We start from the raw sequence: 26,785 nt of genomic DNA on the forward strand, positions 1-26,785 counted from the left end.
CGAACAAGTCCATCAAAGGATGAAATTACCTCGCGCTTCCTCGCGTGCCGTCTCCCCACCCCTACAGCATATCCCCCAGGCTCCAATGGTTGCTCCAGCGGGCGTCGATTTCGTCGTCGACGTTTTGGAAGCGGATGTCGGTGGAGAGGCGCAGGCGCCCGGCGCGGTCCTGGTTGGTCGTGGCGGCGTGGATCATGTAGGGGGAGTGCAGCACGACGTCGCCGGCTTCGTAATCGGCGGCGAGCCAGCGGGCGTCGAAACGTTCGGCCATGGCGGGCAGATCCTTGGAGACCCAGCCGCCTTCGGCCATGTGGCTGTTATAGGCGCTGATCCGCTCTTCCGGCGTAAGATCGCCGCTGCGGAGGCGGAATTCGGCCTCCATGCCGCGCCCGATGGCGTGCGAGCCTTCGAGATAGACGAGGCCGCCCATTTCGGCGGGCGTGTCGCCGATCGGGATCCAGGCGGTGACGAGCCGGCTCGTGCCGCCGCGGAGGTAGACGAGATCGTAATGGGCGGGCGTCGCCGCCGGCGTGCCGGGCTTGACGTAGCGCATCAGCTTGCGCTTGTGCAGGTAGGAAATGCCTTCGAGAAAGGCGTCCATGAAGCGCACGAGCGGCGGCTGGGCGCAGAAGCCTTCATAGGCGGCCGAACGGACGAGCGACATCAGGCGGCGGTCGGCCAGACGCCAGTCGACGCCTTCGGCAGCGGCGATGCCGAGCGCGAAATCATGGCCCGGCGCCAAAAGGCCGGTTTCGGCGAGGCGAGTAAAGACCCAGCGGCGGAAATCGATCACCTCGGCGCGCGGCAGCAGGCCCTTCAGCCAGACATAGCCATGTTCCTCGTAACGGCGCCGGATGGCCTCGACGCCGATGGCGGGATCGGTCGGCTGAAGCAGGCCGATCCTTTGCGCGGGGATCGTCCTGCCATGGGCGGCGAGGGGCGTTTCAAGCGTTCTCATCCCGGCAATTGACATTTCATGCATCCATGGCTTGATTTCCTCTGCCTCCAGATTGCTGCGTACCTGCGCCAATCGCCATGGAGGAAAGCTGCAGCTGGACTTTTCGCTCATGAGAGAAGCCGAAGCCATCTATCGTTCGCCGTCTGCCGCGGCCGGCGGGCTTGCCGTCACTGGCAGCGGCCGGCAGCATGCGCGCCATGCGGTGAAGGACAGGAAGCTGCCGAGCTTCGCGGCCGTGCTGGTGGAGCGCGGGCAGGGTTTTCTCGAAACCGCCGCCGGCGGCCGCCAGGCCGTGGAAGGGCCGGCGCTCTTCTGGCTGTTTCCGAACCGCCTCCATTCCTATGGGCCCGATGAATACGGCTGGGAAGAGCGCTGGGCGCTGTTCGAAGGCTCGTTCGCGCGCGATTTCGTGCGCATGCGGCTGATAGCCGAGCGGCATCCGCTGGTGAGGCTGCGCCATGGCGAAGACATGGCGCGGCTCTTCGGCCGGCTGCATGCCGATCTCGCCGACGACAGCCATCTCGGCCAGGCTTCGGCAGCCTTGGCGCTGCATCGCATCGTCATCGCCGCCGCGCAGCAGGCGGGCACTGCTGCCGACCGCGGCAGCGAGGCGGCGACGGGCGATCTCGTCGAGGCGCTGCGGGGCAGGGCGCTGCGTCCGCTCGATCTTGCCGCTTTTGCCGCCGAGCACGGCGTCTCGCCCGCCACGCTGCGGCGACGATTCATCACTGAGACCGGCCTGCCGCCCAAGGCCTTTCAGCTTCGCGTCCGCATGGACCAGGCCAAGCAGCTGCTCGTCACCACCGACGAGACGATCGAAGCCGTCGCAGCCGCGGTCGGCATCGAAGACCCCTTCTATTTCTCGCGGGTGTTTCACGCGCGGGAAGGCTGCAGCCCGCGCGAATTCCGGGCGCGATACAGGCGAGGCTAAAGGATTTCGGCCGGCGTTCGCCTTTGCCGCGATGCCTAAGATAAATCGAGCATAAGGCGAGATGCTTCGTAAGCTTCTCCAATAACGGCGTTATTCAATGCTGTGCAATTCTGAAATTTCCTTAGAGCGCTTAAAATCTATTGCCTTCTCGCGAAGTATCATTCAAAGATGCGGAAATATCATTCGCGCCGCTGTCAAGGCCGCTCTGCCAATCAGCGAGGGATATGCACTGAAATATTTCGTTGTCTATGCGTTGGTGTGTATGGTCGTCGGGCTAGTTCTTCTCGTCGTCATCCGTCAGATCGCGCCGTTCAACATGGAGAGGCGGGACGACCAGACGGCCGCCGGGCCGAGCGAGCAGGCGGATGACATCATCGTGCGATCGACCCCCGAGCCGACCGCCGACCAACCCGCCCGCCCGCCCGCGCAATGGGAACTCAGGCCGACGAGCCCGCCGGACGCCGACCCGTCGGGCGTACGCAAGGGCGGCCGGGTGGGGACGCCGTCGCAGTGAATGGCTTTATTGGCTCTTGCGCCCGAGGATTTGGGCGCAGTCGGTTGTCTATGAAACAAAACTTTTGATAGGGGTGCGCGGGCACCCCCTCTGGCCTGCCGGCCATCTCCCCCACAGGTGGGGAGATCGGCAAGTGGCGCAAACTTCGTGCCCAATTACCGTTTCGCCGGGCTATGAGGCCTGTTGTTTGGGGAAACCATCGCGCCCAGCCAATCTCCCCACCTGTGGGGCAGATGCCCGGCAGGGCAGAGGGGGTGTGCCCTCTTCACATAAGCTGGCTTGGTGGAAGGCACGCGCCGAACGCTACTTCTCTTCTGGGTAGGGCACCCGCCTCGTCCTTCGAGGCCCCTTGCGGGGCACCTCAGGATGAGGCTCTCTTGAGCGTTGGCGCAAAGGCCTCCGACGCCAACTATCAGGGTGCGGCATCCTCCAACGCTCCTCATGCTGAGGTGCGCAGCCCAAAGGGCGGAGCCTCGAAGCATGCGTCGCAGCGTTGCTTCTGCATCCGCCGCTCGCCCATGCGGCCGCGCCAAGCAATAGAAGCACACATCTTCCGGGTTGCATCGGCCGGAGCCGCCTGCAATGACAGTGTCTCATATCCCGGGAGGCGGTGATGGATGCAGGCGGCGTGACGATCAGGCTGGTGGGGCCGGACGATGTGGAGGCTTTCCGGCAGATCCGGCTGGAAGCGCTGCGCACCAATCCGTCCGCCTTCGCCAGCCGCTACGAAGACTGGGAGGTGCTGTCGCTCGAGGAGTGGCGCAACCGGCTGAGCGAGCCGGTTTTCATCGCCTTTCAGGACGGCCAGCCCGTCGGTATCATGGGCCTGTTCCGGCAGCGGTCGAGCAAGATGGCGCACCGCGCCACGATCGTCATGGTCTATGTCCGCGCCGGCCTGCGCGGCACGGGGCTTGCCGTCAGGCTTCTCGAGGCGATTTCCGATCATGCGCGGTCGATCGGCCTCCGGCAGTTGGAGCTGTTCGTCAACGCCGAAAACCCGGCGGCGATGCGGTTTTATCAGCGGCGGGGCTTTGCCGAAATCGGCCGCATTCCCGGCGCCGTGCTGGAGGATGTCAGGGAGATCGACGATGTGATGATGGCGCGGCGGCTGGAGGGGTAGGGCGGGATTCAGAATTGGACGCGCTCGCCTTGCTCTCAAGGTCTCTCCGAGTATCCACCTCTCCTCATGCTGAGGTGCGCAGGCCGAGAGGCACCGACTTCTCCTCCCTCATTCCTGTGCCCGTCACAGGAATCCAGCCACGGCGCGTCCGCGCCGTGAATGACTCTATTGAAAGGAAACGAGTTTCTCGCGCCCAAGGACCTGGGCGCACTGGATTCCTGTGACGAGCACAGGAATGAGGGAGGAGAGGTAGTGCTTCGCCATCGAGCATCTGGCGTGAAGCGCGCCGTTTTCCAACGCTCCTCATGCTGAGGTGCGCAGGCCATAGGCCGGAGCCTCGAAGCGCGCGCCGCAATGCTGCTTCCTGCACCCGCCTCGGTCCTTCGAGGCCCCTGGGGCGCCTCAGTGTGAGGCTCTCTTGAGCGTGAGCGAAAAGGTCCCGATGCCCGCTGCCGGCGATACCCGATCGGTCACGGCAGGCTGCTTAGAATTTGATTCAGGCGGACACTTCAAGCCGCTGTATTCACTCGGCTTATCCGCCGGCGTCCGCAGCCAGGCCCAGCACATCCGTCATGGTGTATTCGCCGGCGCTGCGGCCGGCGATCCAGCGGGCGGCGGCGAGGGCGCCGCGGGCGAACATGGCGCGGTCGAGGGCCGAATGCGAGAGGGTGATCACTTCCTCGGCGGCGGCGAAGAGCACGCTGTGTTCTCCGGTGATGCCGCCGGCGCGCAGGACGGCGAAGCCGACTTCTCCGGGTGGGCGTTCGCCGCTCAAGCCGTCGCGCCCGCGCCGCTCGACAGAGGCGAGCGAGACGCCGCGGCCGGCCGCCGCCGCCTCGCCGAGCATCAGCGCGGTGCCGGAAGGCGCGTCGATCTTCCTGGCGTGATGGGCTTCGAGGATTTCGATATCCCATGCATGGGCGGGAAGGGCGCGCGCGGCCTGGGAGACGAGGCCGAGCAGCAGGTTGAGGCCGATCGAGAAATTGCCCGAGCGCAGGATGGGAATGCTGCGGGCGGCCTCCGCGATCCGCTCCAGCTCATCCGGCTCGAAACCGGTCGCCCCGATCACCAGCGCCGGCCCGCCCGATGCCGCGCACAATCCGGCAAGCTCGGCGGCGGCGCTGCCCGTGGTGAAGTCGAGGATGACATCGGCCGCCGCAATCGCCCCCGCATGGTCGATCAGCCCTTCGCCTGACGCGCCGGGACGCCCGATGCCGCCGATGAAGGCGAAAGCCGGATCGGCCTGAAGCAGCGGCAGGATGGCCCGGCCCATACGGCCGTTTATGCCGGCGACGGCTATTTTGATGGGTGGGGTCACGTTGTTTCCTTGGCGTGGACTATCCGCATGCGGCATTTTCAGCGGGATCGGATTGGGCAACTACCGCACTTCGGGAGCGGCGCAAAGACGGACGTTAGGAATGCGGTTAAGGCTCGTATTCATGCCGTTGCATTCGCCGAGGCAATCGCATCCGCCTCCGCCTTGCTCTTGGGGTAGGCACCTACCTCTCCACCCTCATTCCTGTGCCTGTCACAGGAATCCAGCCACGGCGCGTCCGCGCCGTGAATGACTCATAGAAAAAAGTGTCTCCCGCGCCCAAGGACTTGGGCGCACTGGATTCCTGTGACGAGCACAGGAATGAGGGAGGAGAGGTGGTGCTTCGCCATCGCGCATCCGGTGTCAGGTGCGGCATCCTCCAACGTCCCTCATGCTGAGGCGCGCAGCCCAAAGGGCGGAGCCTCGAAGCGCGCCGCAACGCTGCTTCTTGCATTCGCTGAGGCGGGCGCGTTCCCTTCGTTCTTCATGCATGTTCGCCTTTTACCAATTGCCCGGATCGGCGGTGTGGTCGATGCTGGCGAATTCATCGGCCTTGTCGCGGTCGAGCTTCAGTTCCGCCGTCACCTTGGCCTCGTCGGTGACGGTGTAGCGGTCGGGCACCGGTCCCTTCGCCAGTTCCTGATACATGAGCAGGGCGGCCTCCTCGGCGGTGTCGGCTTCGATCTCGCGGGCGATGGATACGGTGAACTTGTGCATGGTTCCGGCCTTCTCGATGATCTCTTGGCCGGGACAGTCTGCCACGAGTTTCGGAGCCAGTAAAAGCGCTCCGCTTGAGAATTTGATTCAGGCGATGGCGGCAGGTGGTTGTTTTGATGGGCTTCGCCGTCTCTATTTGGCGCGGGCGCGGGCGCGGGCGTGGCTTTCTTTCTTGATCGGCCGGCCGATCGGGCAGACCTCCTGCACGAAACCGTTGAGCACGTTGACGAGATTGTTTTCGATCAGGGAATAGTGGACGAACTGGCCCTGTTTCTTGCGCTTGATCAGCCCCGCGGCTTCAAGCACCGACAGATGCTGCGAAACGGCGGGCTTCGACATGCTGAAGCGGTCGGCGATTTCACCGGCGGTCAGGCCCGATGCCGAGAGATAGGCGAGGATCTTGCGCCTGGGCGCGCTGGAAAGCGCGTGGAATACCCGCTGGGCGCCGGCCGAGCCGCCTTCCGCAGCATCGTCGAAAGTCTCGTCTTCCAAATTCATCTCCTGGCCGGCGGCATTGATCCCAATAATTAAGCAATTAGCTTATTGCTTAATTATCTCGGCTCGTGCAAAGTAATTAGGTAATTCCTTAATTAATGAATTGGCGGGCGACGTTCAAGCAGAGAATGCGCCCGATGGGAAGGAGTTTGCCATGAGCAGCATTTCAACAGGGCGCATGATCGACGACAGCAGCGATCCGGTGAAGGGCAGGGTGGCCTGGGCGCCTGCGAAGTCGATCTGGATCACCGCCATGACGCTGATTGCCGTCATCGGCGGGACCTTGACCTTCAGCTGGAGCGCCCTTGCCGTCTTCGTCCTGTCGACCGGCATCACCATCTGCCTCGGCCATTCGGTCGGCATGCACCGGTTGCTGATCCACCGCTCGTTCAACACGCCTCTCTGGATTGAGCACGTCCTCGTCTATCTCGGCGCGCTGGTCGGCATGGCCGGCCCCTTCGGCATGATCTACGCGCATGACATTCGCGACTGGGCGCAACGGCAGCGGGATTGCCATGATCTCTACGCCCATCGGCGGTCTTTCCTCGTCGACGCCTACTGGCAGATGCATTGCGTCGTGGCGCTCGATCATCCGCCGCGTTTCGTCCTCGAGGAGCGCGTGCGGAATGATCGCTTCTATCGCTTTCTCGAGGCGACATGGATGGCGCAGCAGCTTCCGCTCGCGCTCGCGCTCCTGGCTCTCGGCGGGCTGCCGTGGCTGGTCTGGGGGATCGCCGTGCGGATATCGGTGTCGCTCACCGGGCACTGGCTGGTCGGCCATTTCGCCCATCGTGGCGGCCATCAGGGCTGGAGCGTCGATCATGTCGCGGTACAGGGCTATAACCTGCCGCGTTTCGGGCTCGTAACCTTCGGCGAGAGCTTCCACGGCAATCATCACGCCTTTCCGGAATCGGCGCGGCTCGGCATCGAACCGGGCCAGATGGACCTCGGCTGGCATTTCATCCGGCTGCTGGCAGGGCTCCGCCTGGCCTCGGCGATCAAGCTGCCGCACATGATCGCGCCGAGGGAGGGGCTGAGGCGTGTTGACATGTCGGGAGATGCTGGTGGGGGGCATCTTGTGGGGCAGCGTTGAGGGTGCCGTGGAATATAGCGCCGGCATTTAAGAGAGCCTCACCCTGAGGTGCCCCGTGAGGGGTCTCGAAGGGCGGGGCGGGTGCGCTGGGGTCGATGGATGCAAGGAGCGGCGTGGGCGCGTGTCCTTCGAGGCTTCGGCCTTCGGCCTACGCGCCTCAGGATGAGGGAGGTCGGTGGGTGCCGCGCGCCCCTAAGGGAGGTCGGAGGGTGCCGCGCCCATGAGGAGCGTTGGAGGGTGCCGCGCCTATAAGCGCCGCGGTGCGGCTGCCAGCGAGAAAGGCTGGAGGATGCCGCGGCGGCGCAAGGGGTGTTGGAGGGTCGGGCGGGGTGCGGTAGCGGTGTTGGCGGGCCGGGCTATGGGGCTCAGCGGAGGATATGGACATGCGCCTCAATCAAGTGACCGTCACGATGCCTGATCTCGATGCGGGGTGGGATTTCTATCGAGCTCTTGGTCTTTTCCCCATCGTCGATGCGCGTCCGCGTTATGCGCGCTTCGTCTGCCCGGATGGGGACAGCACCTTTTCGCTGCATCAGGGAGAGAAAGGCGGCGGCGGGACGACGGTTTTTAGTGAGGGTTCGGCCGGCATCGACTGATTGCGCGCGAAAACCGCTCAAGCGGCAATATCCGGCCCGACAGGTCGCAAATCGTACAACGAAGCCTTGGCAAGATTTCGAATCGTGCATTAGGTTGCGGCCCGAAAACTTGAACGGGTCGAGCAAAGAGATGCGCCTTACAGACTGCTATAACTTCCACGACTTCCGGCGCATGGCCAAGCAGCGTCTTCCCGGGCCGATCTTCGACTATATCGACGGCGCCGCCGATGACGAGGTGACCTATCGGCGCAATACGGCGGCCTTCGAAAATTGCGATCTGGTGCCGGATGTTCTCCGTGGCGTCGCCGATGTCGATATGTCGGTGACTGTCATGGGGCAGAAGCTTAAGATGCCGGTCTATTGCTCGCCGACGGCGCTTCAGCGGCTTTTCCACCATCAGGGGGAGCGGGCGGTGGCGGCCGCGGCGGGAAAGCACGGCACGATGTTCGGCGTCTCCTCGCTCGGCACGATCAGCCTGGAGGAGGCGCGGCAGATCAGCGACGGGCCGCAGGTCTATCAGTTCTATTTCCACAAGGACCGCGGGCTGAACCGCGAGATGATGGCGCGGGCGAAGACGGCGGGCGTGCAGGCGATGATGCTGACGGTCGACAGCATCACCGGCGGCAACCGCGAGCGCGACAAGCGCACCGGTTTTGCCATCCCTTTCAAGCTCAATCTTGCCGGCATGACGCAATTTGCGATCAAACCCTCCTGGGCGATCGACTGGCTGACGCATGAACGCTTCCGCCTGCCGCAGCTCGAAAACCACGTGAAGATGGATGGCGGCGCCCTGTCGATCAGCCGCTATTTCACCGAGATGCTCGACCCCTCCATGTCGTGGAACGACGTGGCCGAGATGGTGCAGGCCTGGGGCGGGCAATTCTGCCTGAAGGGCATCATGTCGGTGGAGGACGCCAAGCGCGCGGTCGAGATCGGCTGCACCGGCATCGTGCTTTCCAACCATGGCGGACGCCAGCTCGACGGCTCGCGCAGCGCTTTCGACCAGCTCGCCGAGATCGTCGATGCGGTCGGCGACCGGATCGACGTGATGATGGATGGCGGCGTGCAGCGCGGAACGCATGTGCTGAAGGCGCTGTCGCTCGGCGCCAAGGCCGTCGGGCTCGGCCGCTACTATCTCTTCCCGCTCGCCGCCGCCGGCCAGCCCGGCGTCGAGCGCGCGCTGGAGACGATGCGCACCGAGATCGAGCGCGGCATGAAGCTGATGGGCTGCACCTCCGTCAGCCAGCTGACGCGACGGAACCTGCGCTTCCGTTCGTGATGTTCGCGCGGCCGCGCCACGCCCGAGGGCTGATCGTTGTGCCGCTGCGGCGGATTGCCCCGGCCGCCGCGGCCTCTTGACGAAAGCTGTGGCGCTGCTTCCTACTAGTGCAGGGCAAGGGGAGCAGGGGCGTGGCCAATCCATCGAGCGAGCTGTCGAGAGGCGTGCGGAACAGGCCGGGCGGGCGTAACCCCGATATCACCGTCCGCCGCATTCTGAAGGTCAACCATGCCGGCGAGTTTGGCGCGATCAGGATCTATGGCGCCCAGATTGCGGTGGCGCGGCGGCTGTTTCCCGAAATCGTGCCTGATCTCGACGAGATGCGCGAGGACGAGATCGAGCATTGCCGGCTGTTTTGCCAAGCGATGCCGGCAAGGCGGGCGAGACCCTGCCGCGTGATGGCATTCTGGAGCCTCGGCGGCTATGTGCTCGGCCTGCTGACGGCGCTTTGCGGGCGCAACATGATCTGGATCTGCACCGAGGCGGTCGAAAGCACGGTGCACCGCCATCTCGAAGACCAGCTGGCCTTCCTTGAAAGTCGCGATCCCGAGCTTCATGCGCTGATCGAATCGATCCAGGAAGAGGAGCTGGCGCATCTGCGCCAGGCGGAAGACCGCCAGGAAGAGCGGGGCCTCGGCCGCGCGCTGCTGCTGCCCGTCATCGGCGCGCTGACCGACCTGATGATCTGGCTCTCCACCTGGGGAGATTCGAGCTGGATGCGCGCCGAAATGGCGCGTGCGCGGTGATTTATCTCGCGCAGAGTGTCGGATCGGCCTTCGGCCAGGCGTCTTCAAGGCAGGCCAGCATGGAGAACGACAATGACCATTACCATCACCGCCTTTGAAAAATCGCCCGATCGCGGCAGGGGGCTGGCGCGGGACATGCGCGTGCGCTGGGCGCTGGAGGAGGCCGGGCAGGCTTATGAGGTTCGTCTCGTCACGTTCAAGACGATGCGGGAGGCTCAGCATTTGGCGCTTCAGCCTTTCGGGCAGATCCCGACCTATGAGGAAGGCGATCTCGCGCTCTTCGAGTCCGGGGCGATCGTCTTTCATATCGCCGAGCGCCATCCGGGCCTGCTGCCGGCGGAGGCGAATGCCCGGGCGCGGGCGATCGCCTGGATGTTTGCCGCCCTCAACACGATAGAGCCGCCGATCTTCGACCGCGCGCTTGCCACGATCTTGGAACGCGGCGAGCCCTGGTACGAGCAGCGCCTGCAGGCGCTGGAGACCACGATCCGCAAGCGGCTCACCGATCTCTCCCGCCGCCTCGGCGATGCCGACTGGCTGGACGGTGCTTTCAGCGCCGGCGACCTGCTGATGGTGACGGTGCTGCTGAGGCTGAAAGGATCGCAACTGCTGGCGGACTATCCGAACCTTTCCGCCTATGTCGCCCGCGGTGAGGCGCGGCCTGCCTACAAGCGCGCTTTTGCCGCGCAGCTGGCGGTGTTTACGGCGGCGTCGGGCGGGTGAAGGGAGAGACAGGTCAGGCTTTGGTCGCTCCGGTGAAAAAACCTTCCAGCTCGGCGAAACCCATTGCGCGCTCGGCAAAGCGGAATGTTCCGTCCGTTCTCATTTCCCGCGCGGCGCTGACAAAGGCACCGTAGGCCAGCCGCGCCAGCGCCGAGCCGACACTGATCCGCTTGACGCCGGCGGCGGCGAGTTCGTCCACCGTAAATGTGGCGCCGGGCAGACCCATGACGACGTTGACCGGCTTGGAAATGGCCTCGCAGAGGATGCGGATCGTCTCCAGATCTTTCAAGCCCGGTGCATAAAGCACATCGGCGCCGGCCGCTTCGAAGGCTTTGAGCCGCTCGACGGTGTCGTCGAGATCGGGCCGGCCCCACATGAAATTCTCGCACCGCGCCGTCAGCACGAAATCATGGGCAAGGGCAGAGCGCGCTTCGGCGGCGGCCGCGATGCGCTCGACGGCGAGGGAGAAATCGTAGATCGGCTCATCCGGATCGCCGGTATGGTCTTCGAGGGAGCATCCCGACAAACCTATTTCGGCAGCGGCATGAATGGTCTCGGCAGCGCTTTCCGGACTATCGCCGAAGCCCTTTTCCAGATCGGCCGAAACGGGAAGCGGCGTGGCCGATACCAGGGCGCGGCAATGGGCCAATGTATCTTCGCGAGACGTGCGCCCTTCGGCCACGCCATAGGAGAAAGCCATGCCGGCGCTCGTCGTCGCCAAGGCCTGGAAACCCATTGCGGCAAGGATCCGCGCTGTTCCAACATCCCAGGGGTTCGGAATGATGAACGCCCCCGGCGCCTCATGCAGCAATCGAAATGCCGATTTCTTGTCGCTCACCGGTTCCTCGCTCCAAACATTGCATTTTACAGGTCTGATTCACAGCTTCGAAGAGATTGTGTGATGTGTTCCCCTTAAGCAGGGGGTCGCAATGCTGGAGAGTTTATTCACGTTTCGCGGGCGTTTGAAGAGGCTGCAATATTTCGGCGCCTGCGTGGCCACATCCTTCGTCATCGGCTGCATCCTCGCCGGCGGCTTCTGGATCATGAAGCCGTTGTTCGGAAGCGGGCAAGGGATAGGGGCAGGCGCGATGCTGCTTATGCTGGTGGGGATTGCGCTATTGCCTGGCTTCTGGGTGAGCTTCAGCATCCAGGCGGCGCGAGTCCGCGACATAGGCTGGGACCCGCGTATATTCGTAACGGCCTCCATCGTGATCAATGCCGCCTATCTTGCCCTGCTGGTGATCCCCGAAGGGACCACGGCAGACATCATCTCCAAGCTGGTGAAGGCCACGAACCTCGGCTATGGGCTCACTCTGCTTCTGCTGCCGAGCAATTTTCACGTCCCCGACTCTCCTTCCTTCGATCCGCCACGCGTTTCGAAGCCTACGGGCAGGGTTGAAATCCCTGCGGCGCCTCGCCCGCAGGGCCGCGGCGGGGCCACCTTCGGCCGCCGGGGTCTGTAGCGCTCTTCATTTGCGCCGCCCGAGTGCAAACGAAAAAGGCGAAGACCCATGTGCCGCCTGGCAAGCCGACATATCCATGGCGGCCCCGGCTGCGGAGTGATATCGAGACGGAAACTTTTCGCATTCCATTTCGTTCGGGACCAGCATGGCGAACGCTTCGACTTTTCTCACCTTTCTCCTTGCGCTGACGGTGCTGCAGATCACGCCGGGGCCGGACATGATGCTGATCATGGCGCGGGGCGTCGGGCAGGGGCGCAGGACCCCGCTGCTGGCGGTGTTCGGCATGATATTCGTGTCCGGCGCCGTGCAGGTCGGGTTGCTGGTGCTCGGGCTTGCCTCGCTGCTCGGCGCCTATCCCGCCGCGCTGATGGTGCTGCAATGGGCGGGCGCGGTCTACCTCATCTATCTCGGCGGCAGGATGATATGGGCGAGCTTCGGCAAGCATGCCGGCGCGGTCAAGGTCAGGCCGGCATCGGGATGGTCGGCGGTGCGCGAGGGCGCGATCAACAATCTGACCAATCCCAAATCGCTGCTCTTCATGTTCGCCTTCCTGCCGCAGTTCGTCGATCCCTCGGCGGGGCCGGTGTGGCTGCAGCTTCTTATCCTCGGCTCGATCCAGAAGCTGATGGGGCTGCTGTCGCTGGGATCTGTCGCGCTGGCGGCCGGGTCGGTCGGGCATTTTCTCTATCGCTGGCCGCGGCTGCTGGCCTGGCAGGAGCGGTTCACCGGCCTGGTGATGATCGGGCTCGGCATCCGGCTTCTGCTGTCCGGGCATTCCGGCCCGGCTCCGGCGGCGGCCAGATAGGGCAGGTCAGGTGCTTCAAGCGGGGCAGTGTGACCGCAGCTGATTGACGCCGGATCGCTTGGCGATCTTTCAATCCGGATTGGATATTTGCGGCTGTCGGACATATTGTGCGGCTGGTGTTCGTGGGATTGGAGCCTTCGGTGGAGAATGAGCGCAAAGAGGTGCAGCGGAATTCCGAAGAGGAATGGCTGAAGTTTGCGTGCCCCAGGCTCTATCTCTGGCGGCAATCCTGGAAAGAGCTTCGATATACCTGGCCCGATAAGGGTAAGCCGTCTGTTTCCGAGGATGGCGAAGGCGAGACCAAGGGGCTGAAATAAGTCGAGCAGTTCCGAGTGAGCCTCATCCTGAGGTGCCCCGCAGGGGCCTCGAAGGACGAGGCGGGCTTGGCGGCGGTATGGATGCAAGGAGCGGTGTTGGCGCGTGTCCTTCGAGGCTCCGGCCTATCGGCCTGCGCGCCTCAGGATGAGGAGCGTTGGAGGATGCCGCGCTGTGGTGGGCGTCGCGGCGTGTCGCGCAAGGCCCAGAGAGCCTTATCCTGAGGTGCCCCGCAGGGGCCTCGAAGGACGGGGCGGGTGCGCGGGCGGGAACCTATCGGGCCGCCGCTGCTTTAACCTGCATTCCCACAGAACAGGTTCGAAGCCATGCGTGTGCGTGTCGTCACGTTGAATGTCTGGAATGTCGAAGGTGATATCAGGCGGCATGAGGTCATCAATCGGGAGCTTCGCCGGCTGAAGCCCGATCTCTTGGCCTTGCAGGAAGTCATTCAGACGCCGGAGAGGAAGAGCCTCGATACGATCGTCGAGGGGCTTGGCATGCAGGTGACGCATCAGCAGGAGCTGCAGGCTTTCCAGCCGCCTTTTTCCGATCGCTATGGTGGCACGGCGATTGCGACGCGTTTGCCGCATCGCGTCGTCGAAGTGCTCGATCCGAGAATTCCGCACGCGCCCGACGTGCCCTGGGCAAGCCTTGCCGCGATCGTCGATCTCGGCGAAGTCGGCCGCCTGCTTTTCATCGCCACGACGGCGGCCTGGCGCCCGTCGGCAGAGGCTGCGCGCGAGCGGCATGCGGTGGCGCTCAGCGAACTCGACGCCAGGCACCGGCAGGCGCTGCCGACAGTGATCGCCGGCGATCTCAATGCCGGGCCGGAGGCCGCATCGATACGCTTCCTCACCGGCCGGCAGTCGCTCGCGGGCCAGAGCGTCTGTTACCACGACGCCTGGGAGAGGGCCGGCAGCGGCGCCGGCGAAACCTGGACGGATGAGAACCCCAATGCCCGGGCCGGCGCCGAACGGATCATCGGCCAGAAGAATTATGGCAAGCGGTTCGACTATGTGCTGGTCGGATCGTGGGATGCGCATCCGAAGGGCCGGGCGGAGATCCTGTCGGCCGAGCGCGTCTTCGACCGGCCGGTGGAGGGGCTATGGCCGAGCGACCACTATGGGGTGATGGCCGATATCGATGTCGGGTTGAATGCGTGAGGCGGCTTTGCCCGTCGGCGAAAGATTGCTGCAACCTGAGGAACAAACTCGCCGGACCGCAACCGTCAAAATCGGGGGGAAGCCCGGCATACGCAAACGCACAACTCTAATTGCCAGGCTTCCTCCGCGCCCTTTCGAGAGGGCAGCCCGATCTTAAATCATTCTGAGATTAGAGCTAGTTGGACCAAAGTCCCAACAGGCAGTTGCAGAACGGTGGCATCGGGGTCGCGATGCGCGGTTGGCGGGTGGAGAGATCACGGGTTGTAGCGCGCGGTAACATTTCGTATGGGCGGCGGAAGGGTGGAAATGGCGTGTCAGCTGCTGCCGGCATCGGCCTTGAGTTCATTCACCGCGCGGACGCGCGGTGGCTGGATTCCTGTGACGAGCACAGGAATGAGGAGGAGAGGACGTGCCGTGGTCGCACGGCAGGTCGCTGGAGGTACCACTGGTCCCGAGTTCACTCACTGTGCAGACGTCAGTTGTGTGAAACAGGCATTCGTGCGGAGAAACGAAACTTGTTCTTCGCGATCTCTGATACAAGCACGAGCGAAGCAGTTTTCCGACAGCAGGAGCGGCGTCATGAAGGGGTACTGGCTTATCATCGGAACGGAAATTTCCGACCAGGAAGCGCAACGCGAATATGGCAAGCTGTGGAAGCCGATCGGCGAAAAATACAATGCGCGCATCAATCCTCTTGAAGTTCCGCCTGCGCTGAAGGAAGCGCGGGATGCACATCGGGTAACGATCGTCGAATTTCCCTCATACGAGCTTGCCACAGCTTGTTACGATGACCCCGCCTATCAGGAAGCCTGCCGCTTTGCCCTGCGGGCTTCCAATCGCGAACTTCTTATCCTGAAGGGGGAGCTGGCTTAAAGCGTGTCACGCAAAAGTGTGCGCGGTTTTGCGACAATGACACGCGAGAAAATAAAGACTTAAAGCACGGCAAGCGAATCTGGAAGATCGCGACGTGCTTTAGGCATCAGAGGTCGGCAAGCCCATGTCAGTAGAAGTCCGACCGGAGGGACCAGCCGGTCGGGGTTCGGAACAGGTAAACCGATCCGGCATCGCCGACATAGAGGCGGCCTTTGTCGGTGCTGTCGATCTGGAGGCAGAACGCGCTGTCGGCGGGGCGGTTTTCGCCCTGGATCCAGGTCGGCCAGCCGCCGAGTTTGACGGGGCATGTCTGGCGGTGCTTGCCGGTCTCCGTCGCGTAGCGGCTTTCGAAGAACCATTCGTCACGGTTGGATCGCGCCACGCGGTCCGGGAGTTCGAAGGCGATGTCGTCCCAGCTCGGCTGCTCCAAGGCGCTTGCGCGCCATAGAACCGGGAAGGTCGGCAGGGCGGCGCTTTCCCGGTAGCCGGGGCCGACCGGCACGAGGCCGGCGATGGCGGGATAGGTGCGGACGGCGAAGCCCCGGCCGTTCTCGGCATCGTGAAGCGGGACGTCGTCAGGGTCGATCCAGATGGTGATGAGGGCGATGCCGGAAAAGGCGGGCAAAGCCTCGGGAAGCTCATCCAGCCGGATCTGCAGCAGCGGATGCAAAGGCCGGCCCGAGGTTTGGCAGACGGGCACCGTCTCGCCTTCCGCGCCGAGGAAGTTTCCGCCCCACCAGCTCATGGCGCGGTTGTCTTCCTCGGGACGCTCGCCGCCGATTTCGCCGAAGACGGCGGGGCGGAGCATCTGCTGGAGCGTCAGAAGGGCGGACTGCATCTCCGCCTCGCTCGGCGCGCCGTCATCGTCGGTGCGGTCCGGTTCGTCCCGGCGCTTGCGAATGCCCAGCATCGATTTCAGCGAGTTCAGCAGATTCATGTCACGCGGCTTTCATCTGTCATCCGCCGGCGCCCTGGTATTTGCTGTTGGCGTAGCGCCAATAGGCCATGGCGAGCAGTGCCCAGAGCGGGCCGGCGAGGAGGGAGGCGGGGGCGGCCAGGGGGCCGAGGATGGGGATGGGTTTGCCGAGCAGGGCGCCGACCGGCACCGAGCTGGTCAGCGCCAGCGGCACGGCGGTGAGCAGGGTGAGCTGGATGGGGCCGGGGAAGATGTTCAGGGGGTAGCGCATCAACTCCCAGAAGCCGAAGAAGATCGAGAAGAGATGGTTGGAGCGCACCCAGATCAGCGCCGTGGCGCCGATCATGGTGATGAGGGCGGCGGTCAGCAGTGTGGCGCTCAAAAGCGCGGCGATGAAGAAGAGGGCGGCGGGGAGCGTCCAGGCGAAATCGACCGAGAGGATGGCCCAGGCCATCAGCGGCAGGGCGAGGATGATGTGGCCGGCATAGCCGATGTTGAGGCCGGAAAAGATCAGATAGACCCAGGGGCTGAAGGGCTTGACCAGCAAGGCATCGTAAGTGCCGAGGCGCACCTGCTCCTCGAGGTCGCGCAGCTGGGTGAAGCTCATCGCCGCACCGAGCGAATAGGCGAGCAGCTGGAAGCTGTAGAGCAAGGCGAGCTCGGACCAGGTCCAGCCGCCCAGCGTATCGAAGCGGGAAAGCAGGATGCTGATGGTGGCGAAGACGCTGCCATAGGAGAGGATCTGGGCGAAGCGATCGAGCCAGAAGGCGCCGCGATATTCCATCTGCGAGCGGATGAACATGCGCACCAGGAGCGGAATGACGCGGATGTGGTGGAGGATCACGGCTCAGCCTCCCTGCACGGTGATGCGGGTGGAAGCGCAGCGCCAGAGCCAGAGCACGCCCGCGAGGAAAAGGCCGGCCCAGGCGAGGCCGAGGCCGAAATGCAGCCAGATCTCGGCTGGGGAGAGACGACCGAGATAGACGGCGTTGGGATAATAGACCACCCAGGCGAAGGGCAGGTGGCGGGCGATCGTGGCGAGTGGCTCGGGGAAGAACCAGAAGGGCACCAAAAGGCCGGAGAACAATTGCAGCAGGGCGCCGAGGATCCAGTCCAGCGAGAAGCTCGTCATCAGCCAGAAGGCGATGAGCCCGCACAGCGCCGACATCAGGAAGATCAGCATGAAGGAGAGCGCCCAGAAGGCTAGGAACATGACGCCGTCGAACAGGCTGGCGGGCGGCAGCATGCCGTAGAACAGCGCGGTGACGGCGATGGTCGGGATCACCTGGGTCAGCAAGCGATAGGAGAAGGAGCCGCTTTCATTGGCGAAGAGATAGAGCGGATAGGAAATGGGCTTCAGCAGCCAGACTGCGATATCGCCCGATTTCAGCGAGCGGCCGATCTCGTTGATCACCCGCTCCGGCCGGGTGGCGCCCATCACCGCGCCGCCGAGCAGGGCATAGGTCACCATCTGCTGCAGCGAGACGCCGTCGACGACGCTGCTGCCGATGCCGGCGAAGGCGGCGAGCCAGATGGCGACGCGGGCGAAGACCTGCACGAGCTTGCCGAAGATATTGGCCCAGACCTCGTTGCGGTAGGCGAGCTGCGCATGGAAAGAACTGCGTGCGAAGGCGAGATAGGCGCTCATAGTGGCCGCGCCTGAGAGTTGCGTGCAAAGACGAAATAGGCGCTCATGACACCCGGACCTTGGCGCTCTGGCGCTGCTCGGCATTGCGGCGCTGGTAGAAGGTGCGGATGACCTCTTCGATATCGGGCTCGTGCAGCGCCACGTCCTTCAGGCCGCGATCGCCGCCGACTTCGGAGAGGATGCGGACCAGCGATACGTCTTCGCGCTCGATCAGGTAATTCTTGCGCAGGCCCTCGTCGCTGACGAGCGAGGCGGTGGTGAGGTGCAGCGGACCGGGATCGGCCGCGAATTCCAGCGTCAGCCGGCGGGCCGAGCCGAGGGCGGCGCGCAGGCTCTTCAACTCGCCGTCGAAGATCAGCCTGGAATGATCGACCATGATCAGGCGCGGGCAGATGGTCTCGATATCCTGCAGGTCGTGGGTGGTGAGGATGATGGTGACGCCGCGCTCGCGGTTGATCTCGGCGAGGAACCGGCGCACCGCATCCTTGGCGACGACATCGAGGCCGATGGTGGGTTCGTCGAGGAACAGGATCTTCGGATCGTGCAGCAGCGACATGACGATCTCGGCGCGCATGCGCTGGCCGAGGCTGAGCTGGCGCACGGCGCGATCGAGAAAGGGCGTGAGATCGAGCAACTCGCTGAAGTGGCGGAGATTATCGGCGTAGCGGGCGGCCGGGATGTCGTAGATGCGCTGGTGCAGGGTGAAGCTGTCGATCAGCGGCAGATCCCACCAGAGCTGGCTGCGCTGGCCGAAGACGACGCCGATCTCCCGGGCGTTGGCCATGCGGGAGAGATGCGGCGTGCGGCCGAGCACGGAAACCGAGCCCTCGCTCGGCACCAGAATGCCGGTCATCATCTTGATCATGGTGGATTTGCCGGCGCCGTTCGGCCCGAGATAGCCGACGGCCTCGCCGGCGCCGATATCGAAGCCGATGTCGGAAACGGCCAGCACCTCGGTATATTCGCTGGTCACCAGCGTCTTGAAGGCGCCGAGAAGACCCGGAAATCGCTTATGCTGCCGGAAGCGCTTGCTGACGCCCCGGGCCTCGATCACAGCCGTCATGCGCATTGCCTCGCGTGTTCAAGCCGACTCGGCTGTAGCAGGGAGAAGCAGGCTAGCGCGCCCTTCGATCCTTTCAAGCCCAAGTTGCGCTTTCCCGGTTCTCTATTCAGGGAATGACTGCCTGAATGCCGGCAGAGCGCGACGAACTGTCATGCCTGCCGCCGCGCTCCGTCCACGGCCTTGAACTGCCGCACCTCGTCGGCGATCCAGTCCCTGATGGCGCAGACCTTGGGATGGCTTCGGTTTCCCGAGGGATAGACGAGATCGTATCCATGCTCGACGTCGATCGTGTTCTCGGGAAAGAGCGCGACGAGGCGGCCGGCGGCGATATCTTCGGCGACCAGCACGCTGCGCCCCAGCGCCACGCCTTCGCCTCGGATGGCGGCCTCTATCGACATGCTGCCGTGGCTGTATCCCGGCCCCCGCGCCGGCAGGGCGGCAATGCCCATCATCTCGAACCAGCGCGGCCAGTCGGCCTTCATGCCGTTCTCATGGATCAGCCGGCACGACGCCAGATCGCCGGCGGAGCCGAGCCCGCCCATCCGCTGGCGATAATCCGGCGAGCAGACGGGACTGACGGTTTCGTTCATGATCCGCTCCGCATCCGCATAAGGGTATCGACCGTCCCCATAACGCATGGCGACATCGGCCTGCGATTTCGAGAAGTCGATATCGGCATCGGTCACTTCGAGCTGGACATCATAATCGGGATAGCGCGCCATCAACCGGTGCAGGCGCGGCGTCAGCCATTTGCTGGCGAAGGAGACGCCGGAGCTGAGGACGAGCCTTGCCGTATCATTGCTGCGGCGAATGCTTTCCGCTTCCCGAGCAAGTTCGGAGAGCAGGCGCGTCACGGCGGCGAAAAAGGCCGAACCCTCTCTGGTGAACTCGATGCGGCGGGTCATGCGGCGAAAGAGAGGAACGCCGAGATAATCCTCCAGCGCCCTGACCTGGCGGCTGACCGCGCCATGGGTGAGGTGCAGCTCCTCGGCCGCCAGTGTCATGCTCAATCTTCTCCCGGTCGCCTCGAAGGCGCGAAGCGTCTGCAGGGGTGGAAGACGGTCGGCCATGGCGCACCTATGTGTGAAATTTCCTCACGCATCATGTGACAACAAATGGTTTGTCTGCAAGGGGTTCCGGGTTTTAGATGCCGGCTGAATTCACCAGCATTGACCAGTTGTCAGCACCCATGAGCCAGATCGTCACCGAACCCGCTTCCCTTGCCCCGGCCGCCATGCGTCCGGTCACGCTCCCCAGCCTCGGCGCGATGCTGCTGCTGGCCTTGATGTGGGGCCTGTCGATCCCCGTGACGAAGCTCGGGCTGGCGACGATGCCGCCGCTGACGCTGACGGCTCTCCGCTTCGCTTTCGCCCTTCCGCTCATGCTGTTGCTGCTCATCGGCAGGAAGCCGCTGCCGTTGAAGGCTCTGCCTGCGGTTGCGAGCCTCGGCGTTCTCGGCATCGGCATCGGCCAGGTCACGCAGACATTCGGCGTCGCCGGGACTTCGGCCTCGGTCGGCACCATCCTGTCCGCCACCATCCCGCTGTTCATCGTGTTCTTCGCGGCGATCCGGCTCGGGCAGCCGGTTTCGCGCCTGCAACTGATCGGCGTGTCGGCGGCCTTCGCCGGCATCGTCGTCGTGGCGCTGGAAAATGCGGGCGGCTCGGGATCAGCCGCCACGACCATGCTCGGCCCGATCTGGATGCTCGTCTCGGCGCTGGCGGTCGCTTTCTATTACGTCTGGAGCGTCGAGCTTTCGCACCGGCACGGCACGGTGGTGGTGGCGACCTGGAGCACCTTCTTCGGCTTTCTCGCGCTTGCGCCATGGGCGGGCCTGGAAGCCTACCGGACACCTTTCGAGATGACGGAGCAGGCATTGGGAGCAGCCGCCTATCTCGGCCTGATCGTGACCGCCGCCGGCCTGTTCCTGTGGCTGCGCATCCTGCGCGAGGTGCCTGCGCCGGTGGCGGCCAGCATCCAGTATCTTCAGCCCGTCTTCGGGATCGCCGCCTCCGCACTGATGTTCGGCGACAGGATCGGCCCCCAGTTCATGACAGGCGTCGCTCTCATCCTGGTGGGCGTCGCCCTGGCGATGAGGACTGGCAGACGGCGGGCATGACGGAACAATGACGCTTGGGTGTGGCTGCCACGGGTCAGGAGATAGCGGAACGTGCGATCCAAATGGCAGTCAGTTCGGATGCTGCCAGTCCAGGACGAAGAAATAGGAGAAGCTGTCCATTTGCTCCTCGATGGGGTTGATGGCCAAAGCCGCCTCATCGAAATCCCTGGAGCCACGCAAACTATAGACCCTTTTGCATCTTCCGAGGGAGTCGGTCCTTATGTGGCAAGTTGGTATTTCGGCCTCTATTTGAAATTCTTCATGTATAATATCGCGCACATCCAGCAAGATTTGTCTGGCGTGAGTTTCTGGATCCTTGATGTAGGAACGGCCGTCGAACGTCAGGACCTTTACCATTCTCAAAGAACGTTCGTCCTTATCGCACGTAAAAATCAGTGACGCGTCGGGTGCATTCTTTGCGAATTCCGGACATTTGGTCTCGATCGCACCGAGCGATTTTATGGAAAAGCTCTCGGGCAGATCGGGAGCGTTCGGGAACATGGAAATCAAGATCGGCGCAATATAAAGAATAGAATCCATCAAATCGCCTTTGAGAATGCGGTGTCGATCTCCCGCAGTTCGCTACAATTGCCAGCCGCGATTGAACCGGTCAATTGCCGGTATATGCCTTCCATGACTGGGATCGCGCTTCTTTGACCTCGCTTTTTCAGCGAGGCGGGCCGAACCAGCGGTTCAACGCCTGAGGAAGACCGTCCTCCGTGCCGTCGCCCACCCAGGCGACGTATCCGTCGGGGCGGATCAGGACCGACGATGGCGCGGGGACGGGGCCGAGCGCCGGCAGTTCCCATGGCCCGTCATATGAGGCGTCAACCGATTTGACGCGGTCCGCCCAGGGCGTGATGCCGAGGCTGCCTGGTGCGCCGAGGTTCAGCAACACCGGCCGGGCATCGTGCAGCAGTGTGAAGAGGCGCGTCGGGCCGTCCGCCGTGGCCAGATCGAGGTCGGGCATGCGGCGGCCGAGGAGGGGATGGCCTTCGCCGAAATCATAGCGGATGGCGAGGCCGGACATTTCGGCGGCGATCCGTCTGCGGGGCTCGTCCATGCCGAGGAGCTCGGTGACGATGTCGCGCAGCGCCTCCGTGCGTTCGTCGGTGCGCTGCAGGGCGACCTGCGCCATCGTCGCGCGCAGCACGCGGGCGGCGACCGGGTGGCGCTCGGTGTGATAGGTGTCGAGCAGGGCATCCGGCGATATTCCCTTCACCACCTGGGCGAGCTTCCAGCCGAGATTGACGGCATCCTGCACGCCGGTATTGAGGCCTTGGCCACCAACCGGGGAATGCACATGGGCGGCATCGCCGGCAAGCAATATCCGGCCCTTGCGATAGGCCGCCGCCTGCCGCGACATGTCGGTAAACCGGGAGATCCACTTGAGGTTATGGATGCCGTAATCGGTTCCGAAGGCGGCGACGAGCGCCTGGCTGAGATCGTCGAGCGTCGGTTCGGCGGCGGCGCCGGCATTGCCGTCGGGCACCATGACGCCGACCGGGCCTTCGCTGGCGAAGATGATTTTGCCGTCGCGGATCTCGTATTCCTCGCGGCCGAAGGCGTAGAGGCCGAGGGCGGTGCGGTGGATGCCGAGCGGCGGTTCCTCGGTCATCTCCACCTCGGCGAGGATATTGCCTGTTGTCGCATCCCATCCTTCGAAGGCGATGCCGGCCGCCTTGCGGATGAGGCTGCGGCCGCCGTCGCAGCCGGCGAGATAGGCCGCCCGCAGCGCGGCGCCATCTGAGAGCTCGATGGTGACGCCGGCATCGTCCTCGGCGAAAGCGATGATGTCGCGGCCGCGATAGACCGGCACGCCGAGTTCGCCGACCCAGGCGGCGAGAATGCGCTCGATATGCCTCTGCCGCAGCGCCAGCCCGTAATTATGCCGGGTCGGAAAGTCGCTGATATCGAGACGGGTGACGGCAAAGCCGGTGAGCTGGGCGATCTGTCCCGCCGCAAGGAAACGATCGGCGATGCCGCGCTGATCGAAGACCTCGAGCGAGCGGGCGCTGAGGCCGCCCGCCCGTGTGCCGAAAAGCTGCTGGTCGGGCCGGCGCTCGACGATCGCCACATCGACGCCGGCGAGCGCCAATTCGGCTGCGAGCGTCAGGCCCGTGGGGCCGGCGCCGGCGATGACGACTGCATGTTCTTTCATCGGAGAAATCCTTCCTGGCGGCCCTATGACTTAGGGCTCAGGACGACTGCGGCAATGGGCCGGTCAAAATGCAAAATGACTTCGATAGCGGGTGATCTTTTCGCGATTCCCGCAAATCCGCATGTTGCACCAGCGGCGCTTCCCCCCTCGCGAAGTGTCCACAAAAAGCCAGCCACATCGGGGGCAGGCATGCATCCTGGCGCGCGGCAAGGTATAAAAAGCTTCGATCGACAGCTGTGCAAAAAATGCGCTCACCGCGGCAGGATTTTTCCATTGAGCGGAAGAGAGATGCAGGAGCGTCCCGTCCCAACCGACCTGCCGGGTTTGCAGCAGGCGGGCTGCGCTTGAGAATAAAAGACCAAGCGACTGTGATGGCGGCTCCTCACTTGCGGCAATCGCGTTGAAGAGTTCATAGGACGACTCACGGATCTCACGAACTTCGTCGAGGAAGCGGTGATCTCGCAATTCCGCTACCGCACCTGCTTCATCCTCTTTCGCCAACCCTGCAGCGAGCAGCCAGGTCCCGACATCCCGAGCCGAGTTGAAAAGCTCATTGTGCGCCGGTGGGTTGCGCCGGTCAAAGACGGCGTTCGAAAAATCCAGTGCGGGGTGGCCGCCGATAAAATGTTCCGCCACCCAGATCGTGTGATCGCTCGACACGGAACTTAACCCCTTATGGCTCGTTGAACGGTTACATGCGTAACCGGATAAATCATACTAACAGGTTTCATTTTAGAATGTAAGCAGGAGGACTCACATGTTGGACGTTCAAAAAGCCCATCATCGCACGGTCGTCGTGGATGGGGTGGAGCTGTTCTATCGCGAGGCGGGGCCGAGAGACGCGCCCGGCGTTCTGCTTCTCCACGGTCAACCCAGCTCATCATATAGCTTCCGTGACGTCATCAGCCCATTGGCCGAGGTGGCATGGGTCGTTGCGCCCGATCTGCCCGGGTTCGGATTCACGGAGGCACCCGACGATTACGAGTACACATTCGAGGCGATGGCGCGGACCATCGACGCTCTGATGCGAGAGATCGGGATGGAGCAATTCTTCCTCTATATCCATGATTTCGGTGCGCCTGTCGCTTACTCTCTGGCACTTGCCCGTCCCGACCGCGTGCTGGGGCTCATCATCCAGAATGGCAATGCCCATCAGGAAGGCCTGGGTCCGGACTGGGACGCCAACAAGGCCTACTGGTCCGATCCCACTCCGGAGAACCGAGAAAAACTCCCCAAATGGCTAAACTTCGAGGGGGTGCGGCATACCTATGTTGGCGACATCCCGGAAAGACTCAAACCGCAGTTCGCTCCAGAGGGCTGGCATCTCGATTGGGAGCGGATGAGCCGGCCAGGTCTCGTCGATATACAATTCCGCATCTTCGAAGATTATGGGCGATACGTCACCCGCTTTCCCGATATCTCGGCCTATCATTGCGAATATCAGCCCTTGGCGCTGCTGCTTTGGGGCAGGCATGACCCATATTTCGAGATCGAAGAGGTTCTTGCCTACGCCCGCGAACTCGACCGCATCGACATGCACATCTACCATGGGGCGCACCTCCTGCTGGAGACGCACCATCAAGAATGCGCAGCACTCATGCGTGAGTTCGTTGTGAACGCGCAATCAGGCTGATCCTGATCTGGAGTGCCGCAGATGCTATAGGTGTTCAGACCGCGCGCCCGTTCAGCCGTGACTTCGAACGGCAGGTCCAGGAGGAGATATGACGAAGCATCGCATCTATTCAGTCGGCGTCGCCAGCGTCTATCCCCATTATGTCGCCAAGGCCGAGAAGAAGGGACGGGCGAAGGCGGAGGTCGATGAGATCATCTGCTGGCTGACCGGACACAGCCCGGAGACGCTGGCAGAAGAGCTGGCGCGCAATACCAGCTTCGAGGATTTCTTTGCGCGGGCGCCGCGGATGAACCCGGCCCGCGCAGCGATCACGGGCCTGATCTGCGGTGTGCGGGTGGAAGAGATCGAAGAGCCGACCATGCGCGAAATCCGCTATCTCGACAAGCTGATCGACGAACTGGCCAAAGGCAAGGCGATGGCGAAAATCTTGCGGACATAGCCGGTCGGGCGCGCCGGGCTGCTCGTCTCTGTGCAGCGCCTAGGAATTGTGGCATAACTGGGCCATGGCGATACATGTCTTGGCGGTCCATCGCGATACGGTCGGGACGGAACAGGCGGCGGGCGGTTCGCTTGCAGGGGCCTATTCCGTGGGGGTTTTCTGCTGGCTGCTGTCGGCCGGCGTCTATATCGCCGCGAAATGGGTTTCTTCGGAGATGCCGCCCTGGGCGCTTTGCTTCTGGCGCGTGCTGATCGCCTGGGCGATCCTGATGTCGATCGTGCACCGGCATTTCGGCGCCATGGTCGCGCTCATGCGGGCTCGCGGCCTCGAGCTACTCGCCATCGGCGGCATGGGGCTTGCGATCTGCCAGGGCCTGATCTTCGTCGGCCTCGAACATGCCGATGCCACGACCGCCGGCATCATTATCGCCCTGATCCCGATCCTCACCATGATTCTCGCCCGTTTCATTCTGGCCGAGCCGATGGGACGCTGGCAGGTGATCGGATCGATCCTCGCCTTTCTCGGCATCGTGGTCATCATCGTCAAGGGCAGCCCGGCTGCGCTGTTGCGGCTCGACCTCAATCCCGGAGAGCTGTGGATTGTTGCCGGCGCGTTCTGCTTCAGCCTCTATACGGTCCTGCTCCGCCGGGCGAAATTCGATCTGAATCGCCTTGCGCTTCTGGTGCTCCTCCTCGGGGCGGCGGTGCTGACGGCGCTGCCCTTCTACCTGTTCGAGCTTGTCTTGGACGAGCGCTCGACGCTGAATACCAGCGGCCTCATCGCGCTCGGCTATGTCGCGATCCCGGGCGGCGCGATCATGTACTATCTCTTCAATCGCAGCATCGAGGCCCTGGGCGCGGCGCGGGCGGGCGTGCTGCTTTACATCCAGACGATCTTTATCGCCGTGCTCGCCTACCTGTTCCTCGGCGAACAGTTGCAACGCTATCATCTCGAAGGCGCGGCGCTTATCGTCGCCGGCCTGCTTCTCATCATCCTGCTGAAGCCGGCGGCCAGAGCCGGGGAGACCAAGGCCTGAGGACGAGCGCAATGCGCTCAGACGCGAGCCAGGAACTCGAGCACGCGGGCGGTGAGGAGTGCTGCCGCTTCCGCGTCGTAGGACGGGAGGGAGCTGTCGGCGAAATAGTGGCGGTCGCCGGGGTAGAGGAAAAGCTCCGCGTCCTCGACCTTGCCGACGATCTCGCGGGCGGCGTCGATATCGCCTTCGCCTGCGAAGATCGGGTCGTTGTCCATGCCGTGAATCTGGACCGGAACACCCTTCGGCCAGGGGCCGAAGGCCCACTCGCCGCTGATCGGCAGGCAGGAATGAAAGAGCAGGGCGCCGCGGGCGCCGGGCCGCGTCTGCGCCAGCTTCTGCGCCGGCAGCACGCCGAAGGAGAAGCCGGCATAGACCAGCGCAGGCGGCAGGTCGTCGGCGATGCGGACGCCGCGCTCCCGCATGTCGTCGAATCCGATCTCGCCGATATAGGCGAGCCCCTCGTCGATGCTCGGGAAGGTGCGTCCGCCGAAGAGATCAGGCGTGTGCACGGTATGACCGGCGGCCCTGATGTCATCGGCGAAGGCGCGCACACCCGGGGTCAGCCCCTGGGCGTGGTGGAACAGCAAGACCTCGGCCATATGGGGTGTCTCCGTGGGATGATCGGCCGCCTTACCCTAAGGTGTCATTGTCTTGCCGGGAAGGG

At 63.7% G+C, this 26,785-nt stretch carries 31 protein-coding genes and 1 pseudogene; 18 read left to right on the forward strand and 14 right to left on the reverse strand.

Annotated elements, in window-relative coordinates; genetic code table 11:
* Positions 1-61 precede the first annotated feature (61 nt).
* Entirely contained in the window at positions 62-973 is a 912-nt protein-coding gene (locus ATY76_RS04240; RefSeq protein WP_088673759.1) for a phytanoyl-CoA dioxygenase family protein, read from the reverse strand.
* Positions 974-1,067: 94 nt separating this feature from the next.
* Here ATY76_RS04240 and ATY76_RS04245 point away from each other — a divergent pair, with 94 nt between their 5' ends.
* The 3 genes from ATY76_RS04245 to ATY76_RS04255 all read left to right on the forward strand — a co-directional run bounded on the left by ATY76_RS04245 (position 1,068) and on the right by ATY76_RS04255 (position 3,523).
* Positions 1,068-1,889 carry an AraC family transcriptional regulator gene (locus tag ATY76_RS04245; RefSeq protein ID WP_088673493.1) on the forward strand — a complete coding sequence of 274 codons (822 nt, stop codon included), beginning with the start codon at positions 1,068-1,070 and terminating at the stop codon, positions 1,887-1,889.
* Positions 1,890-1,986: 97 nt separating this feature from the next.
* Entirely contained in the window at positions 1,987-2,403 is a 417-nt protein-coding gene (locus ATY76_RS04250; RefSeq protein WP_348627495.1) for a hypothetical protein, read from the forward strand.
* Positions 2,404-3,016: 613 nt separating this feature from the next.
* The gene (locus ATY76_RS04255; RefSeq protein WP_088673494.1) at positions 3,017-3,523 is read left to right on the forward strand and encodes a GNAT family N-acetyltransferase; all 507 of its coding nucleotides are present in this window, start codon (positions 3,017-3,019) and stop codon (positions 3,521-3,523) included.
* 532 nt (positions 3,524-4,055) lie between these two features.
* Here ATY76_RS04255 and dapB read toward each other — a convergent pair.
* The 3 genes from dapB to ATY76_RS04275 all read right to left on the reverse strand — a co-directional run bounded on the left by dapB (position 4,056) and on the right by ATY76_RS04275 (position 6,047).
* Positions 4,056-4,841 (reverse strand): 4-hydroxy-tetrahydrodipicolinate reductase, encoded by a 786-nt coding sequence (gene dapB / locus ATY76_RS04260; RefSeq protein ID WP_088673495.1) that lies wholly within the window; start codon positions 4,839-4,841, stop codon positions 4,056-4,058.
* Between the two features lie 498 nt (positions 4,842-5,339).
* Positions 5,340-5,555 carry a hypothetical protein gene (locus ATY76_RS04270; RefSeq protein WP_088673761.1) on the reverse strand — a complete coding sequence of 72 codons (216 nt, stop codon included), beginning with the start codon at positions 5,553-5,555 and terminating at the stop codon, positions 5,340-5,342.
* A 132-nt stretch (positions 5,556-5,687) separates the two neighbouring features.
* Positions 5,688-6,047 (reverse strand): metalloregulator ArsR/SmtB family transcription factor, encoded by a 360-nt coding sequence (locus tag ATY76_RS04275; RefSeq protein ID WP_088673496.1) that lies wholly within the window; start codon positions 6,045-6,047, stop codon positions 5,688-5,690.
* Positions 6,048-6,204: 157 nt separating this feature from the next.
* Here ATY76_RS04275 and ATY76_RS04280 point away from each other — a divergent pair, with 157 nt between their 5' ends.
* The 5 genes and pseudogenes from ATY76_RS04280 to ATY76_RS04300 all read left to right on the forward strand — a co-directional run bounded on the left by ATY76_RS04280 (position 6,205) and on the right by ATY76_RS04300 (position 10,487).
* A complete protein-coding gene (locus tag ATY76_RS04280; protein WP_088673497.1) occupies positions 6,205-7,143 on the forward strand; it encodes an acyl-CoA desaturase in 939 nt (312 codons plus the stop codon).
* 383 nt (positions 7,144-7,526) lie between these two features.
* Positions 7,527-7,712 (forward strand): annotated as a pseudogene (locus ATY76_RS04285) (VOC family protein); the annotation flags it as partial.
* Between the two features lie 157 nt (positions 7,713-7,869).
* Entirely contained in the window at positions 7,870-9,018 is a 1,149-nt protein-coding gene (locus ATY76_RS04290) for an alpha-hydroxy acid oxidase (protein WP_088673498.1), read from the forward strand.
* 131 nt (positions 9,019-9,149) lie between these two features.
* Positions 9,150-9,764, forward strand: a complete 615-nt coding sequence (locus ATY76_RS04295) for a demethoxyubiquinone hydroxylase family protein (RefSeq protein WP_245309676.1) — start codon at positions 9,150-9,152, stop codon at positions 9,762-9,764.
* A gap of 72 nt (positions 9,765-9,836) precedes the next feature.
* Positions 9,837-10,487: a glutathione S-transferase family protein gene (locus tag ATY76_RS04300; protein WP_088673499.1), complete on the forward strand. Its 651-nt coding sequence runs from the start codon at positions 9,837-9,839 to the stop codon at positions 10,485-10,487.
* 13 nt (positions 10,488-10,500) lie between these two features.
* Here the strand turns inward: ATY76_RS04300 and ATY76_RS04305 are convergent, their stop codons facing one another.
* Entirely contained in the window at positions 10,501-11,271 is a 771-nt protein-coding gene (locus ATY76_RS04305) for an isocitrate lyase/phosphoenolpyruvate mutase family protein (protein ID WP_245309726.1), read from the reverse strand.
* On the opposite strand from ATY76_RS04305, the gene ATY76_RS34045 reads away from it, so the two are divergent.
* The 6 genes from ATY76_RS34045 (at position 11,186) to ATY76_RS04325 (ending at position 15,106) form a co-directional block, all read left to right on the forward strand.
* Positions 11,186-11,389: a hypothetical protein gene (locus ATY76_RS34045; protein ID WP_245309729.1), complete on the forward strand. Its 204-nt coding sequence runs from the start codon at positions 11,186-11,188 to the stop codon at positions 11,387-11,389. The genes ATY76_RS04305 and ATY76_RS34045 overlap by 86 nt on opposite strands.
* Before the next feature lie 90 nt (positions 11,390-11,479).
* Complete coding sequence (locus ATY76_RS04310; protein ID WP_141104981.1) at positions 11,480-11,950, forward strand: hypothetical protein; 471 nt, start codon at positions 11,480-11,482, stop codon at positions 11,948-11,950.
* Positions 11,951-12,095: 145 nt separating this feature from the next.
* Entirely contained in the window at positions 12,096-12,755 is a 660-nt protein-coding gene (locus tag ATY76_RS04315) for a LysE family translocator (protein ID WP_088673502.1), read from the forward strand.
* Between the two features lie 140 nt (positions 12,756-12,895).
* Entirely contained in the window at positions 12,896-13,072 is a 177-nt protein-coding gene (locus ATY76_RS33600; RefSeq protein WP_190233581.1) for a hypothetical protein, read from the forward strand.
* Between the two features lie 324 nt (positions 13,073-13,396).
* The gene (locus ATY76_RS04320; RefSeq protein WP_088673503.1) at positions 13,397-14,233 is read left to right on the forward strand and encodes an endonuclease/exonuclease/phosphatase family protein; all 837 of its coding nucleotides are present in this window, start codon (positions 13,397-13,399) and stop codon (positions 14,231-14,233) included.
* A 579-nt stretch (positions 14,234-14,812) separates the two neighbouring features.
* The gene (locus tag ATY76_RS04325) at positions 14,813-15,106 is read left to right on the forward strand and encodes a DUF1330 domain-containing protein (RefSeq protein WP_088673504.1); all 294 of its coding nucleotides are present in this window, start codon (positions 14,813-14,815) and stop codon (positions 15,104-15,106) included.
* A gap of 127 nt (positions 15,107-15,233) precedes the next feature.
* Here ATY76_RS04325 and ATY76_RS04330 read toward each other — a convergent pair whose 3' ends face one another.
* The 5 genes from ATY76_RS04330 to gcvA form a co-directional block, all read right to left on the reverse strand.
* Positions 15,234-16,043: a DUF1963 domain-containing protein gene (locus ATY76_RS04330; RefSeq protein WP_088673505.1), complete on the reverse strand. Its 810-nt coding sequence runs from the start codon at positions 16,041-16,043 to the stop codon at positions 15,234-15,236.
* 19 nt (positions 16,044-16,062) lie between these two features.
* Positions 16,063-16,866 (reverse strand): ABC-2 family transporter protein, encoded by an 804-nt coding sequence (locus ATY76_RS04335; protein ID WP_088673506.1) that lies wholly within the window; start codon positions 16,864-16,866, stop codon positions 16,063-16,065.
* A 3-nt stretch (positions 16,867-16,869) separates the two neighbouring features.
* Positions 16,870-17,670 carry an ABC-2 family transporter protein gene (locus ATY76_RS04340; RefSeq protein WP_088673507.1) on the reverse strand — a complete coding sequence of 267 codons (801 nt, stop codon included), beginning with the start codon at positions 17,668-17,670 and terminating at the stop codon, positions 16,870-16,872.
* A 43-nt stretch (positions 17,671-17,713) separates the two neighbouring features.
* Positions 17,714-18,733, reverse strand: a complete 1,020-nt coding sequence (locus ATY76_RS04345; RefSeq protein ID WP_088673763.1) for an ATP-binding cassette domain-containing protein — start codon at positions 18,731-18,733, stop codon at positions 17,714-17,716.
* A 149-nt stretch (positions 18,734-18,882) separates the two neighbouring features.
* Positions 18,883-19,803 carry a transcriptional regulator GcvA gene (gcvA, locus tag ATY76_RS04350; protein ID WP_088673508.1) on the reverse strand — a complete coding sequence of 307 codons (921 nt, stop codon included), beginning with the start codon at positions 19,801-19,803 and terminating at the stop codon, positions 18,883-18,885.
* 77 nt (positions 19,804-19,880) lie between these two features.
* On the opposite strand from gcvA, the gene ATY76_RS04355 reads away from it, so the two are divergent.
* Complete coding sequence (locus ATY76_RS04355; RefSeq protein WP_348627497.1) at positions 19,881-20,852, forward strand: DMT family transporter; 972 nt, start codon at positions 19,881-19,883, stop codon at positions 20,850-20,852.
* Positions 20,853-20,921: 69 nt separating this feature from the next.
* Here ATY76_RS04355 and ATY76_RS04360 read toward each other — a convergent pair whose 3' ends face one another.
* The 3 genes from ATY76_RS04360 to ATY76_RS04370 form a co-directional block, all read right to left on the reverse strand.
* A complete protein-coding gene (locus tag ATY76_RS04360) occupies positions 20,922-21,392 on the reverse strand; it encodes a hypothetical protein (protein WP_088673509.1) in 471 nt (156 codons plus the stop codon).
* 127 nt (positions 21,393-21,519) lie between these two features.
* Positions 21,520-23,013, reverse strand: a complete 1,494-nt coding sequence (locus ATY76_RS04365; RefSeq protein ID WP_088673510.1) for an FAD-dependent monooxygenase — start codon at positions 23,011-23,013, stop codon at positions 21,520-21,522.
* A gap of 63 nt (positions 23,014-23,076) precedes the next feature.
* Positions 23,077-23,673 (reverse strand): ABATE domain-containing protein, encoded by a 597-nt coding sequence (locus tag ATY76_RS04370; protein WP_245309677.1) that lies wholly within the window; start codon positions 23,671-23,673, stop codon positions 23,077-23,079.
* 97 nt (positions 23,674-23,770) lie between these two features.
* Between ATY76_RS04370 and ATY76_RS04375 the strand changes: the two genes are divergently transcribed.
* The 3 genes from ATY76_RS04375 to ATY76_RS04385 all read left to right on the forward strand — a co-directional run bounded on the left by ATY76_RS04375 (position 23,771) and on the right by ATY76_RS04385 (position 26,121).
* The gene (locus ATY76_RS04375; RefSeq protein ID WP_088673511.1) at positions 23,771-24,646 is read left to right on the forward strand and encodes an alpha/beta hydrolase; all 876 of its coding nucleotides are present in this window, start codon (positions 23,771-23,773) and stop codon (positions 24,644-24,646) included.
* 88 nt (positions 24,647-24,734) lie between these two features.
* Positions 24,735-25,085, forward strand: coding sequence for a DUF2200 domain-containing protein (locus ATY76_RS04380; protein WP_088673512.1), 351 nt, complete (start codon positions 24,735-24,737; stop codon positions 25,083-25,085).
* A 64-nt stretch (positions 25,086-25,149) separates the two neighbouring features.
* Entirely contained in the window at positions 25,150-26,121 is a 972-nt protein-coding gene (locus ATY76_RS04385; protein ID WP_088673513.1) for a DMT family transporter, read from the forward strand.
* A 17-nt stretch (positions 26,122-26,138) separates the two neighbouring features.
* Here the strand turns inward: ATY76_RS04385 and ATY76_RS04390 are convergent, their stop codons facing one another.
* The gene (locus ATY76_RS04390) at positions 26,139-26,720 is read right to left on the reverse strand and encodes a dienelactone hydrolase family protein (protein ID WP_088673514.1); all 582 of its coding nucleotides are present in this window, start codon (positions 26,718-26,720) and stop codon (positions 26,139-26,141) included.
* Positions 26,721-26,785: the final 65 nt, after the last annotated feature.

The sequence above is a fragment of the Rhizobium sp. R339 genome, assembly GCF_002211395.1.
Lineage (GTDB): Bacteria > Pseudomonadota > Alphaproteobacteria > Rhizobiales > Rhizobiaceae > Rhizobium.

Bases quoted from the DNA above. Each gene is read 5' to 3' on its own strand.
- ATY76_RS04240 (WP_088673759.1), bottom strand. From the start codon at position 973: ATGTCAATTGCCGGGATGAGAACGCTTGAAACGCCCCTCGCCGCCCAT.
- ATY76_RS04245 (WP_088673493.1), top strand. From the start codon at position 1,068: ATGAGAGAAGCCGAAGCCATCTATCGTTCGCCGTCTGCCGCGGCCGGC.
- ATY76_RS04250 (WP_348627495.1), top strand. From the start codon at position 1,987: ATGCTGTGCAATTCTGAAATTTCCTTAGAGCGCTTAAAATCTATTGCC.
- ATY76_RS04255 (WP_088673494.1), top strand. From the start codon at position 3,017: ATGGATGCAGGCGGCGTGACGATCAGGCTGGTGGGGCCGGACGATGTG.
- ATY76_RS04270 (WP_088673761.1), bottom strand. From the start codon at position 5,555: ATGCACAAGTTCACCGTATCCATCGCCCGCGAGATCGAAGCCGACACC.
- ATY76_RS04280 (WP_088673497.1), top strand. From the start codon at position 6,205: ATGAGCAGCATTTCAACAGGGCGCATGATCGACGACAGCAGCGATCCG.
- ATY76_RS04290 (WP_088673498.1), top strand. From the start codon at position 7,870: ATGCGCCTTACAGACTGCTATAACTTCCACGACTTCCGGCGCATGGCC.
- ATY76_RS04300 (WP_088673499.1), top strand. From the start codon at position 9,837: ATGACCATTACCATCACCGCCTTTGAAAAATCGCCCGATCGCGGCAGG.
- ATY76_RS34045 (WP_245309729.1), top strand. From the start codon at position 11,186: ATGCCGGCGCTCGTCGTCGCCAAGGCCTGGAAACCCATTGCGGCAAGG.
- ATY76_RS04315 (WP_088673502.1), top strand. From the start codon at position 12,096: ATGGCGAACGCTTCGACTTTTCTCACCTTTCTCCTTGCGCTGACGGTG.
- ATY76_RS04320 (WP_088673503.1), top strand. From the start codon at position 13,397: ATGCGTGTGCGTGTCGTCACGTTGAATGTCTGGAATGTCGAAGGTGAT.
- ATY76_RS04325 (WP_088673504.1), top strand. From the start codon at position 14,813: ATGAAGGGGTACTGGCTTATCATCGGAACGGAAATTTCCGACCAGGAA.
- ATY76_RS04330 (WP_088673505.1), bottom strand. From the start codon at position 16,043: ATGAATCTGCTGAACTCGCTGAAATCGATGCTGGGCATTCGCAAGCGC.
- ATY76_RS04340 (WP_088673507.1), bottom strand. From the start codon at position 17,670: ATGAGCGCCTATCTCGCCTTCGCACGCAGTTCTTTCCATGCGCAGCTC.
- ATY76_RS04345 (WP_088673763.1), bottom strand. From the start codon at position 18,733: ATGACGGCTGTGATCGAGGCCCGGGGCGTCAGCAAGCGCTTCCGGCAG.
- gcvA (WP_088673508.1), bottom strand. From the start codon at position 19,803: ATGGCCGACCGTCTTCCACCCCTGCAGACGCTTCGCGCCTTCGAGGCG.
- ATY76_RS04355 (WP_348627497.1), top strand. From the start codon at position 19,881: ATGCCGGCTGAATTCACCAGCATTGACCAGTTGTCAGCACCCATGAGC.
- ATY76_RS04360 (WP_088673509.1), bottom strand. From the start codon at position 21,392: ATGGATTCTATTCTTTATATTGCGCCGATCTTGATTTCCATGTTCCCG.
- ATY76_RS04365 (WP_088673510.1), bottom strand. From the start codon at position 23,013: ATGAAAGAACATGCAGTCGTCATCGCCGGCGCCGGCCCCACGGGCCTG.
- ATY76_RS04375 (WP_088673511.1), top strand. From the start codon at position 23,771: ATGTTGGACGTTCAAAAAGCCCATCATCGCACGGTCGTCGTGGATGGG.
- ATY76_RS04380 (WP_088673512.1), top strand. From the start codon at position 24,735: ATGACGAAGCATCGCATCTATTCAGTCGGCGTCGCCAGCGTCTATCCC.
- ATY76_RS04385 (WP_088673513.1), top strand. From the start codon at position 25,150: ATGGCGATACATGTCTTGGCGGTCCATCGCGATACGGTCGGGACGGAA.
- ATY76_RS04390 (WP_088673514.1), bottom strand. From the start codon at position 26,720: ATGGCCGAGGTCTTGCTGTTCCACCACGCCCAGGGGCTGACCCCGGGT.